Genomic DNA, 23,504 nt, shown 5'->3' with positions numbered 1-23,504 from the left:
AAACCTTTAAGAATTCGATTTAGGAAATTCGATTTTCGTAGCGAGTGAATCTACGATGCCGTACCGGATAGCTTCATCGGCGTCCATATAATAATCCCTATCCGTATCTTCTTCGAGCTTAGAAACGGGATGCCCGCAGGCTTCGGCAAGAATTTGGTTTAGTCTGGCTCGCGTTTTTAGAATTTCTTCAGCTTGAATTTTTAGATCGCTTGCAGGCGCGACGATTTGTCCTCCGATCGACGGTTGGTGGATCATCACTTTTCCGTTCGGCCAAATAGACCTTTTCCCTTTTACTCCTGCTGCGAGAAGTACGGATCCCATCGAAGCAGCCAATCCCATACATACGGTATGAACGGGCGAGGTTATCATTTTCATCGTATCGTAAATGGTAAGTCCGGAAGTTACGACGCCTCCGGGGCTATTTATATAAAACGTGATCTCTTTGCCTGGATCCGCCATTTCTAGAAAAAGTAGTTTCCCTACAATATCTTTGGCTGACTCATCAGTAACAGCTCCCCATAAGAATATTTTCCTATGGTCAATTAGCTTCTTGGAAATTTTACTACCGGTAAGTTCTTCGAAGACTTCGGCGATTTTCTCGTTTTCGGACATTCTGGCTCCCTTAAGCACTTCGTTGTTCCAGTTTCTTCCTCCTCAATTTCCTGAAAACACCAATAAATACGAACGCAACAAACGAGACGTAAAAAAAGCGAATCAGTTGAATTGGGGGAACGGGTAGGTCTTTCCCCGCACGCAGTGCAATCAGCCGGGAGGCGAGCACCGGTCGGTTTTCCGTCCTGGGTTCGGGCTCTTTAAATTTAATTATATGTGCATTTTCCGATAAAAGATAGTATTTTCTCGCTTCGCGCTCTAATGCTACCTTATCATCTCGCAAGAGTTTTTGACGCTCTTCCAATTGTCGATTTTCATATTCCAGCCTTTCCACATCCAGTTTTAGATTGGAAAGGCTGGCTTCTAAGGTGGACCTTACGACCAGGCCGGATTCACCCAAGACTGTAAAATAAAAAAGTCCGGAGAGAAATACCAGGAGAAAGAATAGCCTGTTCGCTAGTTCCGAGCCCATCTTATTCTATAAGTTATAAAAGGTCTCCTTTCCTTTATAGATTGCCGAGTTTCCTAGTTCCTCTTCGATTCGAAGAAGTTCATTGTATTTGGCAATTCTGTCCGTTCGAGATAGCGAGCCGGTTTTAATTTGGCCCGCGTTGGTTCCCACAGCGATATGCGAAATCGTCACGTCTTCCGTTTCACCGGACCTATGACTGATTACATTGGTATATTTTGCTTTCTTTGCCATATCGATGGATGCTAATGTTTCAGAAAGCGATCCGATTTGATTGACTTTGATCAATATTGAATTTCCGATCTCGGATGAAATCCCTTTAGATAGTTTCTCTATGTTCGTCACAAAGAGATCGTCTCCTACGAGCTGGATTTTCTTTCCTAGTTTTTGGCTCAGAATTTTCCATCCATCCCAATCGTTTTCGTCCAAACCGTCCTCAATAGTAATGATCGGATACTTGGAGACTAGATCTGAGTAGTATTCCACCATTTCGACGCTGGTGAGCTCTTTATTTCCTTCTCCGCCCAGGACATACTTCTTTTTGGATTTATCGTAAAACTCCGAAGATGCGGCGTCCAGTCCAAGCAAGACATCCTTTTGGGGTTTATATCCCGCTTTTTCAATCGCTTCCAGGATGACTTCCAGTCCTTCCACATTGCTGGCCAAATCCGGAGCGAATCCACCCTCATCCCCCACGGAAGTATTGAGTTTTTTTGACTTTAGGACGGATTTAAGAGTGTGGAAGACTTCCGCTCCGACTCGTAAGGCTTCTCGAAAACTATGAACTCCGACCGGAAGAATCATGAATTCCTGAAAATCCACGTTATTGTCTGCGTGAGCTCCTCCGTTAAGAATATTCATCATAGGGACGGGGAGTTCCTTGGCAAAATTGCCGCCGATATACCGGTATAAAGGAAGCTTTGTATGAGCCGCCGAGGCTTTAGCAACTGCGAGGGAAGTTCCTAAAATGGCGTTGGCTCCCAATTTACCTTTATTCTTCGTCCCATCTTTTTCGAGCATGAGTGCATCGATTCTGTTTTGATCCAATGCATCTTCACCAATCAATAATTCTTTAATTTTTAGATTTACGTGTTCGACGGCTTTGAGAACGCCTTTTCCGGCATAACGGGATTTATCCCCGTCTCTCAATTCCACTGCTTCATATTCGCCAGTCGAGGCCCCGGACGGAACGGCTGCTCGTCCGAAAGATCCGTCTTCAAGTTTTACATCCACTTCGACTGTGGGGTTTCCGCGAGAATCCATAATTTCTCGGGCTCGTATCCCGGAGATTTTGGAAGATTTAAGCATGGTAGTTCCTGTAATATTTTTTCCCGAAGGATTTTTTCAGAGATTGTTGGCTTTAAGCAAAATAAATCAAGCGGGAAACGGGGAAAAAGGGTTGCCCAACCCCTTGGAAACAATAGAAACGCTTCCATGAAATCTACGGAGAAACATGCATTTTTCTTTCATTCGAGTTATTTGGTACTATGTATCATTACGCTTTTACTCCCCATTCCCGCCTCTATAGGATGGAGATTATTTTTTTTGGTGGTAGCTTACACGATCGGATTACCGGTCGCAGCTCAAATTTGGGAACATGATCGATGGTTGGACATTTTTCGATTCGTCTTTCCTTTAAGTATTTTGCAAGTGTTTCCCGACTGGTTCCTTTCTAGGGTGTTAGGCGTTCTTGTGTTCCCGGAAGACGGGTTCTATAAGATAGGAACTGTTCCGGCCTACATGGCGGGACTTTGGACGATCCCGTTATTTCTATCCACCTTCGCGGCCGTCCGATTTTCCAAGCGCAAGCCTTCCGCTAATCCGATTACGAAATACTGCGTGGCAGGTGGGGTCGCGTTTGCGATTTTTGCTTTCTCGGAAGAGTTTGCTAGAACGATTCCAATTTGGTACGCCCAAAACGTTTCGATGATCGGCCATACCGCCGTGTATGTGTTGCTTCCCGAATTGATATTAGGGGTGTTCACTGCGTTTGCATATTTTCATACCGAGGGAAAACCTTTGCGTTCCAAACTTCTTTGGACAATTCCCACCATGCTCGTTTATTTGGGGGCGCTATCGTGGTTCTATCTTCTTTTGGAAGGAGTCTGGCGATCGTAAATGTACCGGTTCCCCTTTTGAATAAAAGTCGATTTTAGAAAACAAAAAATAATTCTATTCCTCGGATCAATTCTGACAGATTGTAGTTGATCGTTTTCTTAAGTGATGGAGTGGAAAATGGACGCACGAATAATCACAGGAGCTGCGGAAATAAAGGACCTGCTCGAGGATCGAAATCGATCGGTTTTGCGGTTACCCGATTATTTTACGGATTCGTCTTTAAGCGTAGAACCGAACATTTCCTACACGCTGGAAAAAGCGTTTACCTTAGAAGGGAAGGCTACCTTTGAAAATAAGAATAGCCTTGTAAAAGTTTCCCCCGCTGCGGGTAAGCGATCCTCCTTTTCATTTAACGGAAAAAAATTTCCCTTAAATGCCGCCGATTGTGTAAAAGGAAATCATAATATACAATTGGGCGAGGTTAAAATTATCGAACATCCTCTTGCTTGGATGTTAGCGTTCGGCGTATATGTCGATATCGAAACCGCAGAATCAAGTCTGCCTACATTCGATTTTTGCGATCGACCTTATCTGGACGGATTGATCGGAAACCTTCAAGCTATTGCACCACGTAAATCGATATCCGTTTCTAAGCCTTTCGGGCTCGTCTGGGAAAAGGGATATTGTATGGTAGAGCCGCCCGAAAATTCAAAAGAATCCGAGCAATTAATTATAGATCATCAAGTTTCTTACCTCGGCACTTCCATCGGGAAGGCTAGGATAAAAACGGTTTTTGAACCGAATTCATTCGCTTATTATTGTGATGCCAGGACTACTGCATTCAGAACTAAATCGGAAGCCGAAAAATTCTATCAGGTCGGTTTAGCAGGAGGATTAAAAGACTATCCGTTTACTCTTGAAAACGTGTTGTTATTGGACGAAGAACGGATATATAATAGTCGAGAGAAATTTAAGGATCGGAATTCAGGATTCGATTTTGAATTTTTATGTCATGAAATTATCGATATTTCTTCCTGGTTAAGATTTGTGGAAGAAGAGTACGAGGGAAGATTCGTAGGAAAAATGACTACCTTCTTATTTGATCATCATAAACAAATCGATATAGCTCAAAGCGTCTGCGACCCTTCCGTTTTAGAAAAACATGGGGTATCGATCCTTCGTTAAGGTCGCTTTTTAAAGTTAGCTTTCCTATTGAGCTAAGAAAGCAAAATCGAATTTCAAAATAGATAAATGCACTTAAATCGGAATCTGTCTACGTTTTCTAGACCTAATTGTATCAATCGGAATGCAAATTCCAGGAGATTCGCACCCCCAAGTGGTTTTCAAACCTGTTGAGTAAAAATACTTGTAATTAAAATATAAAATCTTCATAAGTGAGAAAATTCTAAATTGGATGAATTCTAAATGAAAAGAATTGTAATTTCTTCAGCGATTGTTTTGGCTTTTGCTTTCGCTAATTGCGCGGTTTTGGATCCGACAGGGTTCACCTATGATCGAATTAAAGGCGATAAAGCCGCAAGTAAAATTACGGACGCAGCAATCACGACGGATTTGGTAAATTCGACGATTCTAAACGGAAAAGCCTCCGTTTCGATTTTATCCATACTCGCAAGCGATATAGCCGGCATTGATCCGACTAAATACTACAAAGAATCGGTCGTCAATCAATGTGTGACGGATATCAAGGGAGTAAAAGGTTATTTGATTGGATCGACGCTAACGGTTATTTCCTCTTGTAAGGGAATTACTGCGGACGGGCTCATCTACTAAGTCGAATCGCGGGAAGAAACTTTTCTCTTCCCGCTTTTTAGCTGGAATCCTTTTGTTTCTTTAAAAGGCAAAGGCAGTTTTCATAGGAGGCACTGTCAGGTAGTCTCCGATCTCCAAATCATCCCTCATTCCTGAGTTGGCGCAGAAAAGGCTTTTCAGGGGAAGAATTCCCTCGAATTTTGTTTCTAAGCATGTCCGACCGGCAAAAATACATCAGAAACTTCTCCATCATTGCTCATATCGATCATGGCAAATCGACGTTAGCGGACCGACTTTTGGAAATCGGCCGGGTCACGGACGATCGGACGAAAAAAGATCAAATCTTGGACTCGATGGATATCGAGAGGGAGAGGGGAATCACCATAAAGGCAAATAATGCTACGTTCGATTACCTGGCGGATGACGGTCATACGTACACGATGAACTTGATAGATACACCCGGCCACGTTGATTTTACGTACGAGGTATCTCGCTCTTTAAAAGCATGTGAGGGAGTTCTTTTGATCGTGGATGCAAGCCAAGGGGTGGAGGCGCAGACTTTGGCAAATCTATATCTTGCTATGGAGCAGGATCTCGCAATTATTCCAGTGATGAACAAGGTCGACTTACCGGCAGCCGACGTAGAGAGGACTAAACTTCAAATCGAGGATAGTCTCGGTCTGGATGCGGAAAAGGCCGTAGCAATCTCCGCAAAAACCGGTTTGAATGTGAAGGCGGTGCTTGAGGAAATTACTCGTCAAATTCCTGCCCCGAAAGGCAACATCAACGCGCCTTTGAAAGCTTTAATCTACGATTCTTATTTTGATCCCTATATGGGGGTAGTTATCAAAATTCGGGTGTTCGACGGAAGCGTTAAAAAGGGAGATCGGATTCTTTTAATGAGTAATCAGAAAGATTTTACGGTCAACGAGGTAGGTATTAAAGGAATCGGATTGATGCCTAAAGACTCGCTATCTGTGGGAGAAGTCGGATATATTATCGCGGGCATCAAAAAAGTTTCCGATGCAAGGTCGGGTGACACCGTAACTTTACAGTCGAACCCGACTGCGGAGCCGGTCCCGGGTTATAAGGATGCTAAGCCGATGGTCTTTGCCGGACTTTTCCCGATCGCCGGCGAACAGTTCGAAGAACTGGTGGACGCAATCGAAAAAATGAAGCTAAACGATGCGGCTCTAGTGTACGAAAAAGAAAGTTCCGCAGCTTTAGGATTCGGGTTTAGGGTAGGTTATCTCGGCTTGTTGCACATGGAAATTGTGCAGGAGAGGTTGGAGAGGGAATTCAACTTAGACCTCATCACGACGGCGCCTTCCGTAAAATATACGATCAAAACTAGGAATGGTGAAGTCTTCGATATCGATAACCCTTCCAAATTCCCGGACCCGGTTTTTATAGAAACCACCGAAGAACCGTTCGTGAAGGCGTCGATAATCACTCCGATCGAATATGTGGGAAATATCATGTCGCTCGCGATGGATAAACGCGGAATTCAATTGGATACTGTTTATCTTACGCAAGAAAAAGTGCAGCTTACCTACGAGCTCCCGCTTGCCGAACTAATTTTCGAATTTTATGATAAGCTTAAATCTTTGACCCGCGGATATGCATCTCTTGATTACGAGCCCTGCGGGTATAGAGCGTCTCAATTGGTTAAGATGGATATTCTAGTAAACGGGGAACCGGTGGATGCGCTCTCGATGATCGTACACCGAAGTAAAGCGGAGCAACGAGGAAGAGAAATTATCGAAAAGTTAAAGGAATTAATCCCGCGACACCAATTCATGATTCCTATCCAAGCCTCGGTCGGGGGGAAAATTCTGGCGAGAGAAAGTATTTCCGCTCTCAGGAAAAATGTTACCGCTAAGTGTTATGGCGGGGACATTACCCGTAAAAAGAAACTTCTTGAAAAGCAGAAAGAAGGAAAAAAACGGATGAAGCAAATAGGAAATGTTGAAATTCCTCAAGAAGCCTTCTTGGCGGTCCTGAAAACCGGCGATTAATGTTTCTGAAGCTTCCGAAGCGATTCTACGGAGCTAGCCCGGTCCAATTCCTATATAAGATCGATAAGTCTGAAGTTTTTGTAAAACGCGAGGATCGACTTTTCTTTTCTCAAGGAACTAAAATTCGAAAGCTGCTCGGAATCTACCGGAGGCTTGCTACCTATTTACCGTCCGAAAAAATTCAAAATGTGGTTTTGCAAGGGAATATTCATTCGAACGCGATTTTAGCTGGGATTCTTTTTTTTCGATGGTTAGGCACTCCTACGAAAATTATCGGCTATTCCCGAAATCTCCAATTGCGGAGTCCCGCTTCTATTTTGGCCGAACGATTTTCGGAGGTTGTAATTTATCCTACAAGGCGAGAATGGGAACATCGCATACTGGAATTACCCGCAGATGTGAGGGGCGGAACAATGCTTCGCCTCGATCGGATCGATGGGGATGTCGAAGTTCCTACAAACGGAATGCAAATTCTCCTCCCGGAATACTTATTCTGTCAAAATGCATTAAATGGATTGGCTCCCCTATGGGACGAAATTGACCCTAAGGAATTCGATTGCATCGTTCTTGATGTCGGTTCCGGAATTACCTGGCTTTCAGCTCTCGAGTGGAATCGACTCCCGGTTTTTGGAGTCACTTTAGGATTGTCTAAGAGGAAAATGCAAGTTTGGATGGAGTCTCACCGAGCGGGTCTCGATCTGAAACAAATTGCAATCCCTTATGATTCCTTAATCGAACCGAAAGCGGAATTACCGTTCGCTTCCTTTTCCTTCGGAGAAACGGAAAGCTGGCACGATAAAGCGAAACAACTCTGGAAGAAAACAGGAATTTATTTCGAGTCGGTATACGCTTGCAAGACGTTAAGCGTTTTAGAGAGTATGGTTCTCAAAGGGAAGTTGGAAGGTCGAATTTTATATATATACCAAGGCGGTATACTGCAGAATTTTTCTACAGACGCATTATCGGAATAAAACCATATGTTTTAAAATATTATGAAATTCTGATTCATTAACTAAGGGGATCGGCGGATGGATCTCCGCCGATCCCTAAATATTAGGAGAGTATGTATTCTTTGTTAAGTACTCGAATAAAATCCCGTTTAATGTCTTTAGGACAAGCAGCTTCGCATTCATACTGGTTTGTACAATTTCCAAAACCTTCTTTATCCATCGCGGACACCATATTCTTGACCCGTTCTTTCTTTTCTACCCGTCCTTGAGGAAGCAGGGCCAAATGAGCTACCTTGGCAGAAACGAAAAGCATGGCAGACGCGTTCTTACAAGATGCGACACAGGCTCCACATCCGATGCAAGTCGCGGCGTCCATCGCCACATCCGCATGTTTTTTAGCGATCGGAAGAGCATTCGCGTCCGGAGCGCCGCCCGTATTGATACTTACAAATCCGCCTGATTGAATAACTCGATCAAACGCGCTGCGATCCACGATTAAATCTTTTATGACCGGAAATGCTTTCGCTCTCCAAGGTTCTAGATAAATCGTATCCCCGTTCTTAAACGATCTCATATGAAGTTGACAAGTGGTCACGCCCGGTAGGGGACCGTGGGCCACTCCGTCGATCATGATATTACAAGATCCGCAAATTCCTTCGCGGCAATCGTGTTCAAATGCGATCGGCTCTTCGCCTTTCGTAATTAGCTCCTCGTTGACGACGTCTATCATTTCCAAAAAGGACATATCAGGCGAGATATCTTTCGCGGCATAATCCACGATCTTGCCTTTCTCTTGAGAATTTTTCTGTCTCCAGACTTTTAGTTTGAGATCCATTACTTATAGCTCCTCGTTGCGAGTTTAATGTTCTCGAACTCCAGGTGTTCCCTGTGTTCAACCGGTTTGGCTCCAATTCCTTTCCATTCCCACGCAGTGACATGGCAGAATTTTTCGTCGTTTCGTTTGGCTTCGCCATCTTCCATCTGATGCTCGGTTCTAAAGTGTCCGCCGCAAGATTCTTCCCTAGTTAGCGCGTCAAAGCAAAGAAGCTCGGCAAATTCGAGGAAGTCGGCTACACGTCCGGCTTTTTCCAAAGACTGATTCAAATCCGCACCGGATCCAGGTACATTAACGTTCTGCCAGAACTCCTCCCTGATTTGAGGAATTTTCTGCAGAGCTTCTTTCAGACCTTTCTCGTCTCTGGCCATTCCACATTTATCCCAGACAAGTTTGCCTAACTCTCTATGAAATGAATCGACGGTCCGATGTCCTTTAACGGTCAGAAGTTTATTGATTTTGTCCGTACTATCGGTCTCCGCTTTCTTAAACTCCGCATTATCTGCTGACGGAGTTTTACCGAATCCGACTTCCGCAAGATAGTTACCGATCGTATAAGGGAGTACGAAATATCCATCCGCTAAACCCTGCATTAATGCCGAGGCGCCTAATCGGTTGGCTCCGTGATCGGAAAAGTTGGCCTCACCGATAACAAACAAGCCCGGAAGATTGCTCATAAGATTATAATCCACCCAAAGTCCACCCATAGTATAATGGACGGCAGGATAGATTCTCATCGGAACTTTATAAGGATTTTCGCCAGTGATTTGCTCATACATCTGGAAAAGATTTCCGTAACGTTCCGCAATGGTATGTTCACCCAATCGCTGAATCGCGGATGAGAAATCAAGATAAACTCCTTGCCCACCTGGTCCGACTCCGAAGCCTGCGTCGCAAACTTCTTTGGCGGAGCGCGAAGCTATATCCCGAGGACAGAGATTACCGTAACTAGGATATTTTCTTTCGAGATAATAATCGCGTTCACTTTCAGGAATATCTGCGGGATTTCGAGTATCTCCTTTCTTTTTCGGGACCCAAATTCGCCCATCATTTCGAAGCGACTCGGACATTAGAGTAAGTTTGGATTGATGATCGCCGGATACCGGGATGCAAGTGGGGTGGATTTGCGTATAGCACGGATTTGCAAAGAAAGCCCCTTTTTTATGAGCTCTATAGGTTGCCGTAACATTGGAACCTTTTGCATTCGTCGATAAATAGAATACGTTGCCATATCCTCCCGATGCCAACACTACCGCATCGCCTGCATGAGCGGTGATTTTACCCGTAACTAGATCGCGAATGATCACACCTTTCGCATGTCCATTTACTACGACCAAATCGACCATTTCGGTCCGGGGATACATTTTAACGTTTCCTAATCCGATTTGTCGAGAAAGGGATGAATAGGCTCCTAAAAGAAGTTGTTGCCCGGTCTGACCTTTGGCATAGAATGTGCGGGAAACCTGAGCTCCTCCGAAAGAGCGGTTATCTAAATGGCCTCCATATTCTCTTGCGAATGGAACGCCTTGAGCAACGCACTGATCAATAATATTCGCTGAAACCTGAGCTAGGCGATAAACGTTGGCTTCGCGAGCTCTAAAATCTCCGCCTTTAATCGTATCATAAAAGAGTCGGTAAATTGAATCGCCGTCGTTCTGATAATTCTTTGCGGCATTAATTCCACCCTGTGCTGCGATCGAGTGGGCCCGTCGTGGGCTATCTTGAAAGCAGAACGTTTTTACATTATAGCCGAGTTCCGCCAATGTTGCCGAGGCGGAGCCTCCCGCAAGACCTGTTCCGATTACAAGAATCGTATATTTACGTTTATTGGCGGGATTTACCAGCTTGGTATGGGATTTATAATCGTCCCACTTATGCTCCAGAGCACCCGAAGGAATTTTTGAATCTAAGCTCATTCTATTATGCTCCTGGTAACTTAACGTATCCTAAAAGGATCGATAGTGGTATGGAAGAGTTTCCCACAAAAATAAGAAGCGCATATCCGATCGCAAATGCATTGGTCTTCGGCGCCCAAAACGGCGTATTTAAACCGAATGTCTGAAACACGCTGGAAACTCCGTGACGAAGGTGGGAGGCCAATATGAACATCCAAAGAACGTAAGCGGTTGAAACGATCGGATTTTGGAATCCTAAAACGACCATGGAATAAACGTCATGCCGTCCCTGGGGATCTTTTAATGCGAAGTCTTTCGGGTCCGTAATCCCGAACGTAAAATGAGCGAGATGATACAAAATCGCTCCAAAAATTAATAAACCGGTGAGAGCCATCATTCTGGAAGAAAGAGTCGCTTGAATCGTACTTTCTTTTACGTAAGCTACCGGTCTCGCCCGTTTGTTTTCTAGAGAAAGTTTGATTGCATAGAAAACGTGCAATACGAAGGCAATCAAAAGCGTACCTCGAGCGATCCAGAGAAGTCCGCCGAGGTTTTGGAGGAACGCGGCGTAACTATTAATTTTATCCGGTTCCTGGAAAATCTGGAGATTCCCCAGCATGTGCAAAAACACGAAGCCGAAGAAAACGAGTCCGGTAATTCCGACGATAGTTTTTCTACCGATGGAAGACCTAAGGTATCCAGCCTGAAAATCCATTCAAATTCTCCTGTGAGAGTAATGGGAAGAAGTCATCGATTTGTTTTTATGGGGGAGGAGAACTTCGAAAGAACAAATGTTCTCCGATTCGCCCTAATATTTAGAGTAAAAAATATGGTCTATACGGAAAGCATTTTTAAACGAAAGTACAAAAAATGGACATTTGTATCCAAAGTTGCTATAATGAACTTCCATTTTGTGCAACGCGGAAATTTCTAAAAGAAAACTGAATCAGGTGCAATCTCCATGCAAAAAATAGACCCATTTATTTCGCTATATCGTAGAGAGCTTTTTCCTGGTTCTATTAAACCAGCCGGCGAGAATTTAGACTCGGAATCGGAGGCTTTCTATTTCCAATTCAGAGGGTTTCGACTTTCGAGAGTCGGGTTCGGTTGCTATCGAGTAGGATTGGGAAATCCAACGCATAAAAAGGCTCTCATTCTCGCGCTTCGCTCCGGTGTAAATTTGATCGATACCTCTGCTAACTACGGGGATGGCGAGGCAGAAAGTCTAGTCGGAGAAGTGCTTTCGGAAGAATTCGCATTCGGGAATTTGAAACGTGAATCTGTTTGCATCGTTACGAAAGCAGGATATATTCAGGGTCGTAATATGGAAGTCGCTGAACAAAAGGAGGCATCCGGAAATCCATTTCCCGAAACGACATATTATCAACCCGGATGTTTCCATTGTATTTCACCTGAATTCTTAGAAGATCAATTGGATAGATCTAGAAAGAGATTGGGTTTGTATACGATCGATATTTTTCTACTGCATAATCCGGAATATTTTCTGATGGATCGACAGAAGCAAGGAGTTCCTGAAAAGGAAGCAAAGAACGAATATTATAGACGAATTCGAGAAGCGTTTTCCTTTCTGGAGAGAGCGAGAGCGGACGGCAGAATTCTTTATTATGGAATCTCAAGCAATACCTTCCCGGATGCTGAAGATTCTTACACCGGTACTTCTTTGTCGAAGGTACTACAAATTTCCAAGGAGGTCGGCGGAGACGACTCCGGCTTCTCCGTAGCTCAATTTCCGGCAAATTGGTACGAAGATGGTTTTTTGCGGAATCATAATTCGGCGGGAGAAAATCTATTAGCGACTTGTAGGAACTTCGACATCCTCCCGCTAGTCAATCGGCCCTTGAATTCTTTCATTTCTGACAAAGGAATGGTTCGATTGGCTTATCAACCGGGACGGGATCGAGAAGCGCTAATTGCCGCTTTGGAATCGTTATTCAAAGAGTTAAAAACGTACGAGACTCGGATCCAAGATCTTTTAGAAAGTCAAACAGGGTTTCAAAGCTTGAACTCTCAATGGTTCGCTTATCGAGAGAAAATTCAGAATATTGAACAGCTACATCAAATTTTGGGTAGATCCTGGATTCCCGCCGTTCAATCTTCCTTGAAATTTATATCCAATCATTTGGGAAAATCTGAAGCGATTCGCTATACGGATCTGTTAAACAAGACTATCCCGTATTTCGAGGAATGGATTTTACTGCATCAGACCGAAGCCAGGTCTTCTTTGTATGAGGAATTAAAAGGCAGATTTCATTCGGACAGGCACGGTCCTAGCAGCCTTTCTTCTATGATGGTTTTACATTTGTCTCAACTTTTACAAAAGGGAACAGTGCTGATCGGGATGAGAAAAGAGGAATACGTCAAAGATATATTACAACTTAAAGATCAAGTCTGGTCCCCGATTTCAGAGGAGGAATGGGGATACCATGGAATTCGATCCTGAAATTCTGGCAATTTTAGACCGGATTCGCAATGCTTCAGACCTGGAGTCCAGCTTCTCCTTTGCATGGATGGAAGGGAGAAAATTATACTCTTCCGGAAACTATTTCGAGCTGCATGAGGTTTTCGAATTCCAGTGGAAGAAAGAATCCGGAGGAAGGAAACTTCTTTTACACGGTTGGATACAATTGGCGATTTCTCTAAATAAAATATTCATAAAACCGAATATAAGAGGAGCCAGAATGCAGGCTGAAAAATCTAAAGAGAAATTTGATGCTTTATTACGATCCTCGGAGCTTTCGTTGGTAGGTCGTGCTCATACCGTAAAGACGATTCAATTTTTGGAAATCCTACTTACGAAATTCAGCGGAGATTTTGGTTGGGATATTGAACAAATTCGCAAGCTTTCTTTACCTATGATGACCGAAACGGGAGAGGAATGGTTTTCATCTGTATGAGTATTTCTTACTATGACTTTTGAAGGAAATATGGAAACAGCGAACGAAAATATCGGCAAGTTAGAGCGGAATTATTTTGAATCCGGCGGATACAAACTCGCCTATACGAAACGTGATAATAACAAAGGCAAGGCGCTTTTACTTCTTCATGGTTTTATGGATTCGTCGGATACCTTTCTGTTCCAGGAGAATCTTCTTTCCGAAAATTTTGATCTGTATCGATTCGATTATCGCGGTCATGGAGATTCCGAATGGCTCCGTGAAGGTTTCTATCACTTTATGCTGCCCCTCGTCGATACTCAAAGTTTTATCTCCAAACATTTACCGGAAAAATTTCACATCCTCGGTCACTCGATGGGAGGCGGCCTAGGATCCCGTATCGCGGGCATCATCCCGGAAAGAGTGGAATCGTTGGTTTGTCTTGAGGGTTTTAGCTCCCTTCAGAATCCCGAAAAGGAGCGGAAGAGATTTCGATCTTGGCTGGAAACATGGGAGAGTGGGTTAGCCGGTAAAGAAAGAAAGAGGCAAAAAAGTTTTCGAAGCATCGAAGAGGCAGCTCTTCGCTTATCACCAGTTTATCCTAGGTTGCCGAAGGAACGTTTGTTAAAAATAGCGGCATACTTGACAAAACCGGTGGATGACGGTTATATCTGGAAAAGTGATCCCGCGTATAAAAACGGTCCGCCGGTATTCATTAGCCCCCAGTTCACTAGATATCTTTGGGAAACAATTTCTTGTCCCGTTCTTGTCGTCTACGGCAAGGAAACGCATCTGCCCTTGGATGATAGGGAAGAGGTTTTTTCGCATATACGAAATCTAAAATATTTCGAGTTGGAAGACGCCGGGCATAATATGCATCATGACAAGCCTGAGGAGTTAGCGGCGATCTTAACCGATTTTTATCGAAAACTGTGACTATTGCGATATCGAATTACATTCGCGATTGAGAATGAAATTGGAACATGCCTTAAAGAGAGGATGTAAAAACTGAGCGGGGTACAAGTCAGAAACGAACTCGACTAAGGAGAGGATACCGAATTAGCGCATGGGGTTGAAAATCAAAAATTTTTTTTTCAGTCCGAGACATCGTAAATCTCCAATACTTTGACTTTAGGAAGCATGATTCATAGATACGCGTTTTCCCGTCCTGGAAAAAAACCGGAGAGAAAGCGGTTTTTTTAGCCGAAAAACTCCTTTGCTTATCGACAGGCGGCTTTACTCTTGTCAAAAAGTTTTAAAGGCCAGAATGTTTGCAAAAGCCCTCAATACTATCCGTTTCGCGATATTAACCTTCGCTCTGATTTATTCTTCTCATCTTTTCGCAATGCAATCCATTCTTCTAAGAAACGGGAATACGATTAAAGGGGACGTGATCACTCAAAATGAGAAAACGATTCAGGTCCGTGGTCAAGATGGTAAGATAGTAAATGTCTCAAAACGATCCATCTTGAAAGTAATTTATAAAGAAGTAACCAAAGATGAAGAAAAAAAGATCCGACAAGAAGAAGAACGAAAAGTAAAGGAAGAACCTGAGACGGTTAAAGAAGAGCCAATCATTATTATTCCTCCTGTTCCCACTCCCGTTACGCCTAGCAGAAGCAGATGGAGCGTAGTGTGGAGATCCGCAGTATTGCCCGGTTGGGGCCACATTTACGCAGGAAGAAAAACGACCGGAATCGTCTATAGCGGTCTATTAGTATCAAGTTTGGGATATGCCGCAGTGTCTGCGAAGCATGCGCATTCGGCTAAATCCGACTATGATCAAGCGTCTCTTACGTCTACATTGATTTTCGGAAATTCTTCGATTGGCTTAGGAAGCATTTATGTAAGCGGAAAAAAGAGCCAGTATCAACATGATGTTAAGGAATATAATAACTCTCTTGCGATAGTGGGAGCGGTATATTTAGTTCAGCTAGTGCACTCTTATTTTACAGGCGGCTCTTGGGCGAAGGAGGATGTCGTGTTATCTTCAGACGGAACTCCTATTCGAAACGGAATTCAGTGGAACGCAGGTTACGACCGTGGCGCATCGAATTCGAGTACGATTGGTTCGAGTTCGGTCGTCGGGTCGACCGGGAGAGCTTTGTACGGAGAATTCCGCTACTCCGTCTTATTTTGAGCGCGCGATTTGGAGAGTCGTTAATTTATCTTACCCGAATCTATTTTATTCGTCGATAAATCTTATAGTCGATGGGTTTTCGAATCCGATGATCAATCGTTTTAAATTTAAATAGCTTGGCGTTACCTGTATAAGGACGGACAACGTCCGATTTTTAATATTTTCAGAAAAAGAAATATTAGTATAGATTGAAATTATTAAATATATATAAAAATTAATCGAAAAATCGGAAAGCTAAACAAAACGATAGTCCTCGCCATTCATTAAGTACCCCTAACAGTATATGACATAAAAAATTTTTATCGGAAGAAATAAAAAAACTTGTACTTTTATGGTACTCAAATAGGCTACGCTTCAACGTTTTAGCTGAGGAGCAACCATGGAACAGGGAAATAAATTCAGAGATCAACTCGAGAGATATGTTAACTATCGTGGTATCGATATTGTCCTTCATCTGAAAGACGGATCCGTAGTTGAACTCGACCGGAATCGTAGACTTGTTGGCGAAGAGATCGTCTATTTCCCTGATAAACTAAATGCTAGCAAGGTTCCTCTTACGATGATCAGCAAGGCTGATCTATTTGTAGCGTAAAAATCGGATCTGACTCCCGCTATTTTTACGCGTGGAGTCAGAACTCTTATCGTACTTAAAGTTTCTTGTCTCTAAGCTAAATCTCTGATTAGATCCTCGATCTCCTCAATTTTTCCGAAGTCCTTTTCCGAGTAATTCAAATATAGATCGAATTCGGCGTCCGAAATCTTATCACACTTAATTACTTTCATAGGAAGCTCGATATTTCCGGATAAGCTTACCATCCCAATTCGGATAGCAAGATTGGTTCCGGGTTCGACTGGTGAGTCGGACCTGTGAACGAGTCCTACCAGCACATTCTCGGCAATCCTGATTTTAACGTCTTCAATCTCTTGAAAACGGACGTTTAGGGTGGAAGGGATTCTACTGTATTTCATGGCGGTCCTCCCGATGTTGCCTGTAATCGTAGCGGAGGTAGCTTACATCAGGATTAAGAATGCTTTACGATTCGAAGCGAAAACTAAGAATAGGAAAGAATCTTAAGCGTCGTTTTGCCACCTCCGATATTCAATATGCAAGTTACATGCCGAAATGAATTCGATTGATATAAAAGGATGGAAAACTAAAAAGAATCATAAGATTATAATGCGTTGAATTGATAAGAAACATCGATTGCATTCGTTTTAACCGGACAAATTGTCGGAAATCGATCGATTTAACTGAAAACAATGCCGAGACGGTTACTGGGCGCTCAGACAAGCTGTTTAGTTTAGCAGCTAAATGAACTTTTCAACGCTGATTTTATCTAAAGCTAGACGGATCTTCATAAATCTATCCAAGACTTTTAGCGGCATGAGAAGAGAATCCTTCTCCATACTAGAAGAACCACAGCGTATCCCTTATAAACCCGATGCCTAAAACGGGAGGTTTTCTTCGGTTAATACAAAATTCTAGTGCGAATCGATCCAGGATGCTTCTCTATCTTTTCCTTTAACTCGTCACCCACGCTCATATTAATTACCATCGATAAGTAACCGATTTCAGCACTTGTGCCTAAAAGTTGAGAACTGATATTCGCTCCAACTTCCGAAACTAACGCGTTGATATCTTTCAGGAAACCAGGCTGGTTCTTATGAACATTCAAGATTCTATACATTCCGGCTGGGATCGGCGTTAATTCCAATTGAGGGAAGTTCACCGCGAAGGAAGTCGAACCATTGTTCATGAATTTTAACAATTTGCTAGCGACTTCGGATCCGATATTTTTCTGAGCTTCTTCCGTAGAGCCCCCGATATGTGGGGTTAATATTACGTTTTGAAGATTTTGTATCGGAGTGATGAACGGATCGTTATTGGATTCGGGTTCTTCCGGAAATACGTCCACGCCTGCGCCAGCTATTTGCCCCGTCTTGATCGATTCTGCAAGAGCTTCAAGGTCTATGACTTTTCCTCTAGAAAGATTTATGATATAGGCCCCTTTTTTCGTAACCGCAATTTGTTTTTTCCCGTAAAGGTTCATGGTCTCCGGGGTTTCGGGAACGTGGAACGTGACGAAATCCGAAATTTGTAGGAGCTCTTCGTAGGATTGAATCGGAGTGGCGTTTCCCAACGGTAAAACGGTCTGCACATCGTAATAAACCACTTTTAATCCCATGGCTTCGGCTAACACGGAGACCTGACTTCCGATATGACCGTAACCTACAATTCCTAACGTTTTGCCTCTGACTTCGAAGCAATTTTTAGAGATTTTATTCCAGACTCCCGCATGTGTATTGCGAATATGATCGGGGACTCTTCTTGCTAACATCACGATTTCTGCAATGACCAATTCCGCAACGGATCTAGTATTGGAATAGGGTGCATTAAATACCGGGATTCCTTTCCGCTCCGCCTCTGCTAGGTTTACTTGATTCGTTCCGATACAAAAACAGCCGATAGTCATCAAACGCTTAGCTTTTGCCAACACCGGAGCAGTAACGTTCGTCTTGCTACGTATTCCGAGAACATGAATGTTCTCGATTTCCTTCATGAGTTCGTCTTCGCTTAACGCTTGCGGCAGCAATCGGACATTAAAACCGTCTTTTTGAAAGAGGTCGAAGGCGTCCTTGTGTACGTTTTCCAAGAGGAGGACATTGATCTTTTCTTTTGGATAGGAAATCATAGTTATAGAACCATGTAAAGGTCTCCTCGATTCCCTGGAAATCGGATTTTTTACTTCACTTATGAAGAGTGTCGAAGAGGATGGAGTCGAAATCTTAGGAGGGTCCCGCCTTGCAGAAAAAACATTTCCCCAATCTCATATCGTTGTTCCTGCAATTAAGCGTCGCATTAATCGGTATCGGGGGTTGCTCATCTCGTCCTGCAATCGTCGCCGAACCGGTTATCGAGCAGATTTCACTTCGTTCGGGGCCGATTTGTATTTCTTCCTGGTTTTGCTCCAGCGGACGTTCAGGCTCCCTAAATTTTAAAGGAATTCTAAATAATCGAACCGGCGAAAAACCTCTATTTTTGGAATATCACGTCAGTTCTTTCGAAGAGAGTTTTCCGCTCGGAGTTTCCATAAAACTAGATCAAACCTGGCATAATTTGAGAAAGGTTTCCACGGAATATGGTGACACTCTCCGCTTGGTTTCCATGCTCCCGATCGAAGTCGCGGACAAAATTCAGTCTGCAAAGGAAATCGAATTCAGTTTTTCTTCTAGGGAGCATACGACCACTAGGGGTCTTAGTGTAAGCGAAGCGGAAACCTTTAAGAGCTTTTTGAGAGAAACTAGAGCAAGGATAGAGGCCCAGGCCAAGCTTATGATCACAAATTACTAACCGCTAGCCGATTTTATTCGGGTCGCATCAAGGGAAATAGGATCGTATCCCGTATCGAGTGCGAATTTGTAAGTAACATTACTAGGCGATCGATTCCGATTCCGAGCCCACCAGTAGGCGGCATACCGTATTCCAGCGCTCTTATATAATCTTCGTCCATCATAAAGGCTTCGTCGTCGCCGGCTTCCCGTTGTTTAACCTGCTCCTCAAAACGTTCTTTCTGATCGAAAGGATCGTTCAATTCGGAGAAAGCGTTACCTATTTCGCGACCGACAATGTAAGGCTCGAAGCGTTCGACGAAATCGGGATTATCAGGGTGGGATTTTGCCAACGGAGACAGTTCTTTAGGGTAGTCGGTCACGAACACAGGTTGAATTAAATTCGGTTCCGCTTTTTCGGAAAAAACCTCGTCTGCGACTTTCCAGATAGAATGGCATTTAGAAACATCAACCTTAATTGCAGAGGCTTTTTCCTTGGCTTCTTCCAATGTCTTGATTTGTGAAAAATCAAGACCCGAATATTCTTTAATAATGTCCACGTACTTAACTCTCCGCCACGGAGGGGATAAATCCACCTGGTCTTTGCCGTACGGAATTTTTAAGGATCCGCAGATCTTTTGCGTTACATGAGTGATCAATCTTTCGGTAAGATCCAACATTTTTCCCATATCCCCGAACGCCATATAAGCTTCCATCATGGTGAATTCCGGATTATGCTTAGTTGAAATACCTTCGTTTCTAAAATTTCGATTCAATTCAAAAACTCGATCTAATCCTCCGACGATCAGACGTTTTAAATACAGTTCCGGAGCGATTCTTAAAAACAACTGCATGTCCAATGCGTTATGATGGGTAGAGAAGGGGCGAGCAGCAGCGCCTCCCGCGATGGGTTGCATCATCGGAGTTTCGACTTCAAGAAATCCTTCCCCGGTTAAAAATGCCCGAATCTCGGAGACGATTTTGCTTCGAACCACAAAGGTGTCCCGAACGTGATCGTTAACGATCAAATCCACATAACGCATTCTGTATCTTTGTTCTACATCTGAAAAAGCGTCGTAGATGACACCGTCTTTTTCTTTCACTACGGGCAAAGGACGGATGCATTTAGCTAGCAGGATAACGGAAGTTAGGTGTAGAGTGGTTTCTCCTTTTTGAGTCTGAAATAGATAGCCTTCCACTCCGATCAAATCGCCTAGATCCAAACTTTTAAAAAGAGAATAACTTTCCTCGCCTAAATCATCTCGAGTAGCGTAGAGCTGTATCACACCGCCTTTGTCCTTCAAATGAGCAAAGCTGGCTTTTCCCATTACTCGTTTTGAATGCAATCGGCCGCCGAGCTTAAATCTGGCTTCCGGACCCGTCGGATTCTTGGAATAATCCTCGATCAGTTGAGAAGATATAGAATCCGGAAAATAACGTACAGGATAAGGATCTATTCCCTTGGTCTTTAGATCGTTTACTTTTTGAATCCTCTGTTGTATGAGTTCGTTGGTTTCCTTAACTTCTTGCTGGGACATTCTTAGATTCCTAATAATATGAGATAATAATACTTCGCTAAACGACCCAAAATGCTTTCGAGGCTTTTCGGTTTTAAAAACCAATCGGAGGCTGAGAATCCTTCCGGAACTTTAGAAACCGCAAAGTAGATTCCTGCCGGCTCTAAGACGGCGCGATAGAGTCGTAATAATGTTGCAGAATCGTATTCGCGTCCAACTAAAAGAAAATTTTTCCATTGTCGATCCAATGCTATCTTCAATAGAGTTTTTGGAAATTCTTGAGGACCGGCCGAAACGGTATAAACCAATATTTTATTTTCCTCCACTCCTTGCGAAGTCAAAAAGGATTGGAGATTTGGAGCCAGATCCGAACCGATCCCGAGATCCGAATCGTTTCCGGTAGGCGAATATAAAACTAGAATTACAGGAGACAGTCCTTTCTTCCATAGAGCCGCCGCTTGTTTGAATTTATCTTTCCGGCCAGTTTCAATCGCTTCGACTACGATAGCGTCCGACTTTTTTGGGTCGGCTTTCGAAACGAGTAGAAGCGGAGCGGAGAAAAACAAGATTAAGAATATGAAAAGCAATCCGAATACACCGAAGAAAACCAACTTGGTCTTATTCAAAAATTCTTGTACGGAGAGTGGGCTCGATGACATTGAGTCTTACCGCTGAACGGGCCCAATTTGAGGTTTCAGTTGAATTGGTCCAGAGTTCCCGAGGGGTGTGTTTGCTCGAGAGGGGACTCGAACCCCTACACCTAATCGGCACAAGCACCTCAAGCTTGCGTGTCTACCAATTCCACCACCCGAGCGGGCTGCGATTGACAGAATGTGGGAGAACCTTGCCGTGTCAACGAATTTCATACCAACTGGTATTTCTTCTTTTGCTTCTTGTCTTCCGGATCAAGCACGACTCTTTCAGGATGGAAAACGATATCCCAATATCTGCGTGCGTACGCTACAACACCGATAATTAAAATCGTTACAAGTACATATCCTGAATATTCCGGGTGATGAAATAGATGGTCCTGCGAATAGTCGTCGCCTAATAATGGAAGTGTCATATACCATAGAACTGTAACGGCAACCAAGCCTACACCGAATTTTCCCCACCAATTCGGTCTACCTTGGATTCCTCTTTTTAGATATAAAAATCCTCCCAGCCAAACTCCGAGAACTTCGCGAAATAGATATACGCAGAGAATCCAAAGAGGAAATTGATAGTAGTGTACGATAACGGAAAGACCGCCGACGGTAACGATCTTATCGCATACCGGATCCAGATATCTTCCTAGGATGGATTCTTGTCCGAGTAACCTCGCTAAAAATCCATCTAAATAATCCGTTAGCACTGCGAGGACGCAAGTTCCGATTGCAAGTAACAAGTATTCGCCATGCCTCGGAGCTTCCATGTGTTTACGAGTGAAATGGATGAAAAATGGAAGTAGGAATACTCGGCTTACGGATAAGAAATTCGAGACAGTGAAAATTCGGTCTTCGAGCAAATCCTTTGGTTTTTTTTCTTGTAGCATTATCTTTTTGCCGCACTGAGTGGGTAGTTTCCACCCTTTGGAGAAGAATGAGGAAGGGACTTAAAAATTCATCCCTTTTTCCTATAAACCGGTTGACCCGGAGCCCTCCTGGGAAATCATGTTCTTCATATTAGGAGCTGTAGCTCAGCTGGTTAGAGTGCCTGCCTGTCACGCAGGATGTCGCGGGTTCGAGTCCCGTCAGCTCCGAAAAAATTCCTCACAACTTATTTTTATCAAGGACTCGAACCTCTTCGGTTTTGGTGCTCCTGATTCTCGCTGCAAAGATCTAAGGCTCGTCCAGGATCGTTTTCAATGCACTTGTAAACTCTCTTCAGTTCTCTCCACTTTCATTCTTCGGGAGGACATTTTTGAACTTGTCTCAATTAGGGTGATTTCCAAAAGCCGTGGATGAATCGTATAGTAAAGGTGATCGAGCTGTCTCTGATAGTGAATCGCCGACTTCTTTTCGGGTCGTCTTTTCGCTCTTAGGTTGCTGCGGAAGGAGAGCGGATTGCATAAAGACAATCCGGCTTACCGGATAAATTCTTTCACTGCTTTTACGGTATTCAGAGGGTCTTCTTCCTGGGGAATATGGCCCAACTCGTTAAAGATAACCAGTTTGCTTTTTGCGATGTCCTTATGAAAGCGCTCTGCGTTCGAAGGAGGAATCAATCGATCCAGATTTCCCCATAATATGAGTGTAGGGATATTCAACTCGTGAATTCGGTTTTCCATTTCTCCCATTGGCATCTGTTTAAAACGTTCAGTTAGGGCCTTCCGGTTCCCTTCGCGCAACGCGAGATCATAGTACCGGTCAATTTGCTCTTCAGTCACTTTGGAAGGATTTCCATAAGTATTCTTTACGCTAGATGCAACTATACTTCGTGGTAGGACATTATTGGCAATATTCCGTAGTATAGGTATTTTCGCAATGCGGAACGCTAATGGGACGGAAGTCGATTGATAGTTGTATCCGGAGGAATCCACTAAAATCAATTTTTCAAAACGGATAGGATGAAGAAGGGCTGTATACCAAGCAATGCTTCCGCCTAAGGAATTGCCCACAATAACGGACCGCTTTACTTCCAGTTTATGCAAAAGAGAAATTACAAATTTAGAATATAGATCGAGAGAATACCGATTGTCCGGCGATGGACCTGTCAATCCAAAGCCGGGCAGGTCGAATCGGATGACTCGACGTGAGGATTTGAGTTCTCGGACCCAGCCGTCCCAGGTGTGAAGAGACGAGGCGGTGCCGTGGATCAGTACAATCGGATTACGGTCTTCGCGAGGTCCCTCGTCTCGGACGTGGGCTTGCATTCCCATAACTTCTATAAAGACCGACGGAGTCGGCGCCCATTTTGATTGCAACTCGCTAACGGGTTTATCGGATGCCCAGGTCATCGATACGTAAACGGCAATGACGAAGAAAAGGATCGCAAGGGTCCCCGCTGTAAATTTTACGATTCGCTTTAACATGAT

Annotated in this window: 23 protein-coding genes and 2 tRNA genes; 12 read left to right on the top strand and 13 right to left on the bottom strand. The window is 43.6% G+C overall.

Features of this window, described 5'->3' with window-relative positions; genetic code table 11:
* Positions 1–6: 6 nt before the first annotated feature.
* From LEP1GSC050_RS19145 to eno, 3 genes are read right to left on the bottom strand one after another with little or no spacing between them, the layout of a single operon-like run.
* Positions 7–612 (bottom strand): ClpP family protease, encoded by a 606-nt coding sequence (locus LEP1GSC050_RS19145; RefSeq protein ID WP_010569963.1) that lies wholly within the window; start codon positions 610–612, stop codon positions 7–9.
* A 10-nt stretch (positions 613–622) separates the two neighbouring features.
* Positions 623–1,084, bottom strand: coding sequence for an FtsB family cell division protein (locus LEP1GSC050_RS19140; protein WP_010569962.1), 462 nt, complete (start codon positions 1,082–1,084; stop codon positions 623–625).
* A gap of 6 nt (positions 1,085–1,090) precedes the next feature.
* Positions 1,091–2,389 (bottom strand): phosphopyruvate hydratase, encoded by a 1,299-nt coding sequence (eno, locus tag LEP1GSC050_RS19135; protein ID WP_010569961.1) that lies wholly within the window; start codon positions 2,387–2,389, stop codon positions 1,091–1,093.
* A 126-nt stretch (positions 2,390–2,515) separates the two neighbouring features.
* Between eno and LEP1GSC050_RS19130 the strand changes: the two genes are divergently transcribed.
* From LEP1GSC050_RS19130 to LEP1GSC050_RS19110, 5 genes are all read left to right on the top strand, one after another.
* The gene (locus tag LEP1GSC050_RS19130; protein WP_010569960.1) at positions 2,516–3,199 is read left to right on the top strand and encodes a DUF6989 domain-containing protein; all 684 of its coding nucleotides are present in this window, start codon (positions 2,516–2,518) and stop codon (positions 3,197–3,199) included.
* A gap of 117 nt (positions 3,200–3,316) precedes the next feature.
* Positions 3,317–4,324 carry a UDP-3-O-acyl-N-acetylglucosamine deacetylase gene (locus LEP1GSC050_RS19125; RefSeq protein ID WP_010569959.1) on the top strand — a complete coding sequence of 336 codons (1,008 nt, stop codon included), beginning with the start codon at positions 3,317–3,319 and terminating at the stop codon, positions 4,322–4,324.
* A 240-nt stretch (positions 4,325–4,564) separates the two neighbouring features.
* Positions 4,565–4,930: a TIGR04452 family lipoprotein gene (locus LEP1GSC050_RS19120; RefSeq protein WP_010569958.1), complete on the top strand. Its 366-nt coding sequence runs from the start codon at positions 4,565–4,567 to the stop codon at positions 4,928–4,930.
* 191 nt (positions 4,931–5,121) lie between these two features.
* Positions 5,122–6,927, top strand: coding sequence for a translation elongation factor 4 (gene lepA / locus LEP1GSC050_RS19115; RefSeq protein WP_010569957.1), 1,806 nt, complete (start codon positions 5,122–5,124; stop codon positions 6,925–6,927).
* Positions 6,927–7,898: a PALP domain-containing protein gene (locus tag LEP1GSC050_RS19110; RefSeq protein ID WP_010569956.1), complete on the top strand. Its 972-nt coding sequence runs from the start codon at positions 6,927–6,929 to the stop codon at positions 7,896–7,898. The genes lepA and LEP1GSC050_RS19110 overlap by 1 nt, the downstream gene beginning before the upstream one ends.
* An 82-nt stretch (positions 7,899–7,980) precedes the next feature.
* Here LEP1GSC050_RS19110 and LEP1GSC050_RS19105 read toward each other — a convergent pair whose 3' ends face one another.
* Genes LEP1GSC050_RS19105 through LEP1GSC050_RS19095 form a run of 3 tightly spaced genes read right to left on the bottom strand, consistent with a single transcriptional unit; the run spans position 7,981 to position 11,322 of the window.
* Positions 7,981–8,712 carry a succinate dehydrogenase/fumarate reductase iron-sulfur subunit gene (locus LEP1GSC050_RS19105; RefSeq protein ID WP_010569955.1) on the bottom strand — a complete coding sequence of 244 codons (732 nt, stop codon included), beginning with the start codon at positions 8,710–8,712 and terminating at the stop codon, positions 7,981–7,983.
* Positions 8,712–10,628: a fumarate reductase/succinate dehydrogenase flavoprotein subunit gene (locus LEP1GSC050_RS19100; RefSeq protein ID WP_010569954.1), complete on the bottom strand. Its 1,917-nt coding sequence runs from the start codon at positions 10,626–10,628 to the stop codon at positions 8,712–8,714. The genes LEP1GSC050_RS19105 and LEP1GSC050_RS19100 overlap by 1 nt, the downstream gene beginning before the upstream one ends.
* A 4-nt stretch (positions 10,629–10,632) precedes the next feature.
* Positions 10,633–11,322: a succinate dehydrogenase cytochrome b subunit gene (locus LEP1GSC050_RS19095; protein WP_010569953.1), complete on the bottom strand. Its 690-nt coding sequence runs from the start codon at positions 11,320–11,322 to the stop codon at positions 10,633–10,635.
* 246 nt (positions 11,323–11,568) lie between these two features.
* On the opposite strand from LEP1GSC050_RS19095, the gene LEP1GSC050_RS19090 reads away from it, so the two are divergent.
* The 5 genes from LEP1GSC050_RS19090 to LEP1GSC050_RS19070 all read left to right on the top strand — a co-directional run bounded on the left by LEP1GSC050_RS19090 (position 11,569) and on the right by LEP1GSC050_RS19070 (position 16,233).
* Positions 11,569–13,068 (top strand): aldo/keto reductase, encoded by a 1,500-nt coding sequence (locus LEP1GSC050_RS19090; RefSeq protein ID WP_010569952.1) that lies wholly within the window; start codon positions 11,569–11,571, stop codon positions 13,066–13,068.
* The gene (locus LEP1GSC050_RS19085; protein WP_010569951.1) at positions 13,052–13,522 is read left to right on the top strand and encodes a DUF309 domain-containing protein; all 471 of its coding nucleotides are present in this window, start codon (positions 13,052–13,054) and stop codon (positions 13,520–13,522) included. The genes LEP1GSC050_RS19090 and LEP1GSC050_RS19085 overlap by 17 nt, the downstream gene beginning before the upstream one ends.
* Before the next feature lie 30 nt (positions 13,523–13,552).
* Entirely contained in the window at positions 13,553–14,437 is an 885-nt protein-coding gene (locus LEP1GSC050_RS19080; RefSeq protein ID WP_010569950.1) for an alpha/beta fold hydrolase, read from the top strand.
* 331 nt (positions 14,438–14,768) lie between these two features.
* The gene (locus LEP1GSC050_RS19075) at positions 14,769–15,641 is read left to right on the top strand and encodes an LA_0442/LA_0875 N-terminal domain-containing protein (RefSeq protein ID WP_020987955.1); all 873 of its coding nucleotides are present in this window, start codon (positions 14,769–14,771) and stop codon (positions 15,639–15,641) included.
* 379 nt (positions 15,642–16,020) lie between these two features.
* Complete coding sequence (locus LEP1GSC050_RS19070; protein WP_010410485.1) at positions 16,021–16,233, top strand: hypothetical protein; 213 nt, start codon at positions 16,021–16,023, stop codon at positions 16,231–16,233.
* Between the two features lie 71 nt (positions 16,234–16,304).
* On the opposite strand, the gene LEP1GSC050_RS19065 is transcribed toward LEP1GSC050_RS19070, so the two are convergent.
* Complete coding sequence (locus LEP1GSC050_RS19065; RefSeq protein WP_010569948.1) at positions 16,305–16,610, bottom strand: hypothetical protein; 306 nt, start codon at positions 16,608–16,610, stop codon at positions 16,305–16,307.
* 500 nt (positions 16,611–17,110) lie between these two features.
* Positions 17,111–18,334 (bottom strand): phosphoglycerate dehydrogenase, encoded by a 1,224-nt coding sequence (gene serA / locus LEP1GSC050_RS19060; protein WP_010569947.1) that lies wholly within the window; start codon positions 18,332–18,334, stop codon positions 17,111–17,113.
* Between the two features lie 110 nt (positions 18,335–18,444).
* Here serA and LEP1GSC050_RS19055 point away from each other — a divergent pair, with 110 nt between their 5' ends.
* Positions 18,445–18,993: a hypothetical protein gene (locus tag LEP1GSC050_RS19055; protein ID WP_010569946.1), complete on the top strand. Its 549-nt coding sequence runs from the start codon at positions 18,445–18,447 to the stop codon at positions 18,991–18,993.
* A gap of 13 nt (positions 18,994–19,006) precedes the next feature.
* On the opposite strand, the gene lysS is transcribed toward LEP1GSC050_RS19055, so the two are convergent.
* The 4 genes from lysS to LEP1GSC050_RS19035 all read right to left on the bottom strand — a co-directional run bounded on the left by lysS (position 19,007) and on the right by LEP1GSC050_RS19035 (position 22,025).
* The gene (gene lysS / locus LEP1GSC050_RS19050; protein ID WP_010569945.1) at positions 19,007–20,509 is read right to left on the bottom strand and encodes a lysine--tRNA ligase; all 1,503 of its coding nucleotides are present in this window, start codon (positions 20,507–20,509) and stop codon (positions 19,007–19,009) included.
* 2 nt (positions 20,510–20,511) lie between these two features.
* Positions 20,512–21,147, bottom strand: coding sequence for a hypothetical protein (locus LEP1GSC050_RS19045; protein WP_010569944.1), 636 nt, complete (start codon positions 21,145–21,147; stop codon positions 20,512–20,514).
* Between the two features lie 72 nt (positions 21,148–21,219).
* Positions 21,220–21,302 (bottom strand) — tRNA-Leu (locus LEP1GSC050_RS19040).
* A 48-nt stretch (positions 21,303–21,350) separates the two neighbouring features.
* A complete protein-coding gene (locus tag LEP1GSC050_RS19035; RefSeq protein WP_040911944.1) occupies positions 21,351–22,025 on the bottom strand; it encodes a CDP-alcohol phosphatidyltransferase family protein in 675 nt (224 codons plus the stop codon).
* A 130-nt stretch (positions 22,026–22,155) separates the two neighbouring features.
* On the opposite strand from LEP1GSC050_RS19035, the gene LEP1GSC050_RS19030 reads away from it, so the two are divergent.
* Positions 22,156–22,229: transfer RNA gene (locus LEP1GSC050_RS19030), tRNA-Asp, on the top strand.
* Positions 22,230–22,553: 324 nt separating this feature from the next.
* Here LEP1GSC050_RS19030 and LEP1GSC050_RS19025 read toward each other — a convergent pair.
* Positions 22,554–23,501 (bottom strand): alpha/beta fold hydrolase, encoded by a 948-nt coding sequence (locus LEP1GSC050_RS19025; RefSeq protein ID WP_010569942.1) that lies wholly within the window; start codon positions 23,499–23,501, stop codon positions 22,554–22,556.
* Positions 23,502–23,504 lie beyond the last annotated feature (3 nt).

It is taken from the genome of Leptospira broomii serovar Hurstbridge str. 5399, from assembly GCF_000243715.2.
GTDB lineage: Bacteria > Spirochaetota > Leptospiria > Leptospirales > Leptospiraceae > Leptospira_B > Leptospira_B broomii.
The sequence above is the reverse complement of the archived record's forward strand: the minus strand, read 5'-3'. Positions and strand labels throughout refer to the sequence as shown.

Excerpts from the sequence above, each read along its gene's own strand:
- LEP1GSC050_RS19145 (WP_010569963.1), bottom strand. The coding sequence starts at position 612 with ATGTCCGAAAACGAGAAAATCGCCGAAGTCTTCGAAGAACTTACCGGT.
- LEP1GSC050_RS19140 (WP_010569962.1), bottom strand. The coding sequence starts at position 1,084 with ATGGGCTCGGAACTAGCGAACAGGCTATTCTTTCTCCTGGTATTTCTC.
- eno (WP_010569961.1), bottom strand. The coding sequence starts at position 2,389 with ATGCTTAAATCTTCCAAAATCTCCGGGATACGAGCCCGAGAAATTATG.
- LEP1GSC050_RS19130 (WP_010569960.1), top strand. The coding sequence starts at position 2,516 with ATGAAATCTACGGAGAAACATGCATTTTTCTTTCATTCGAGTTATTTG.
- LEP1GSC050_RS19125 (WP_010569959.1), top strand. The coding sequence starts at position 3,317 with ATGGACGCACGAATAATCACAGGAGCTGCGGAAATAAAGGACCTGCTC.
- LEP1GSC050_RS19120 (WP_010569958.1), top strand. The coding sequence starts at position 4,565 with ATGAAAAGAATTGTAATTTCTTCAGCGATTGTTTTGGCTTTTGCTTTC.
- lepA (WP_010569957.1), top strand. The coding sequence starts at position 5,122 with ATGTCCGACCGGCAAAAATACATCAGAAACTTCTCCATCATTGCTCAT.
- LEP1GSC050_RS19110 (WP_010569956.1), top strand. The coding sequence starts at position 6,927 with ATGTTTCTGAAGCTTCCGAAGCGATTCTACGGAGCTAGCCCGGTCCAA.
- LEP1GSC050_RS19105 (WP_010569955.1), bottom strand. The coding sequence starts at position 8,712 with ATGGATCTCAAACTAAAAGTCTGGAGACAGAAAAATTCTCAAGAGAAA.
- LEP1GSC050_RS19100 (WP_010569954.1), bottom strand. The coding sequence starts at position 10,628 with ATGAGCTTAGATTCAAAAATTCCTTCGGGTGCTCTGGAGCATAAGTGG.
- LEP1GSC050_RS19095 (WP_010569953.1), bottom strand. The coding sequence starts at position 11,322 with ATGGATTTTCAGGCTGGATACCTTAGGTCTTCCATCGGTAGAAAAACT.
- LEP1GSC050_RS19090 (WP_010569952.1), top strand. The coding sequence starts at position 11,569 with ATGCAAAAAATAGACCCATTTATTTCGCTATATCGTAGAGAGCTTTTT.
- LEP1GSC050_RS19085 (WP_010569951.1), top strand. The coding sequence starts at position 13,052 with ATGGAATTCGATCCTGAAATTCTGGCAATTTTAGACCGGATTCGCAAT.
- LEP1GSC050_RS19080 (WP_010569950.1), top strand. The coding sequence starts at position 13,553 with ATGGAAACAGCGAACGAAAATATCGGCAAGTTAGAGCGGAATTATTTT.
- LEP1GSC050_RS19075 (WP_020987955.1), top strand. The coding sequence starts at position 14,769 with ATGTTTGCAAAAGCCCTCAATACTATCCGTTTCGCGATATTAACCTTC.
- LEP1GSC050_RS19070 (WP_010410485.1), top strand. The coding sequence starts at position 16,021 with ATGGAACAGGGAAATAAATTCAGAGATCAACTCGAGAGATATGTTAAC.
- LEP1GSC050_RS19065 (WP_010569948.1), bottom strand. The coding sequence starts at position 16,610 with ATGAAATACAGTAGAATCCCTTCCACCCTAAACGTCCGTTTTCAAGAG.
- serA (WP_010569947.1), bottom strand. The coding sequence starts at position 18,334 with ATGATTTCCTATCCAAAAGAAAAGATCAATGTCCTCCTCTTGGAAAAC.
- lysS (WP_010569945.1), bottom strand. The coding sequence starts at position 20,509 with ATGTCCCAGCAAGAAGTTAAGGAAACCAACGAACTCATACAACAGAGG.
- LEP1GSC050_RS19045 (WP_010569944.1), bottom strand. The coding sequence starts at position 21,147 with ATGTCATCGAGCCCACTCTCCGTACAAGAATTTTTGAATAAGACCAAG.
- LEP1GSC050_RS19025 (WP_010569942.1), bottom strand. The coding sequence starts at position 23,501 with ATGTTAAAGCGAATCGTAAAATTTACAGCGGGGACCCTTGCGATCCTT.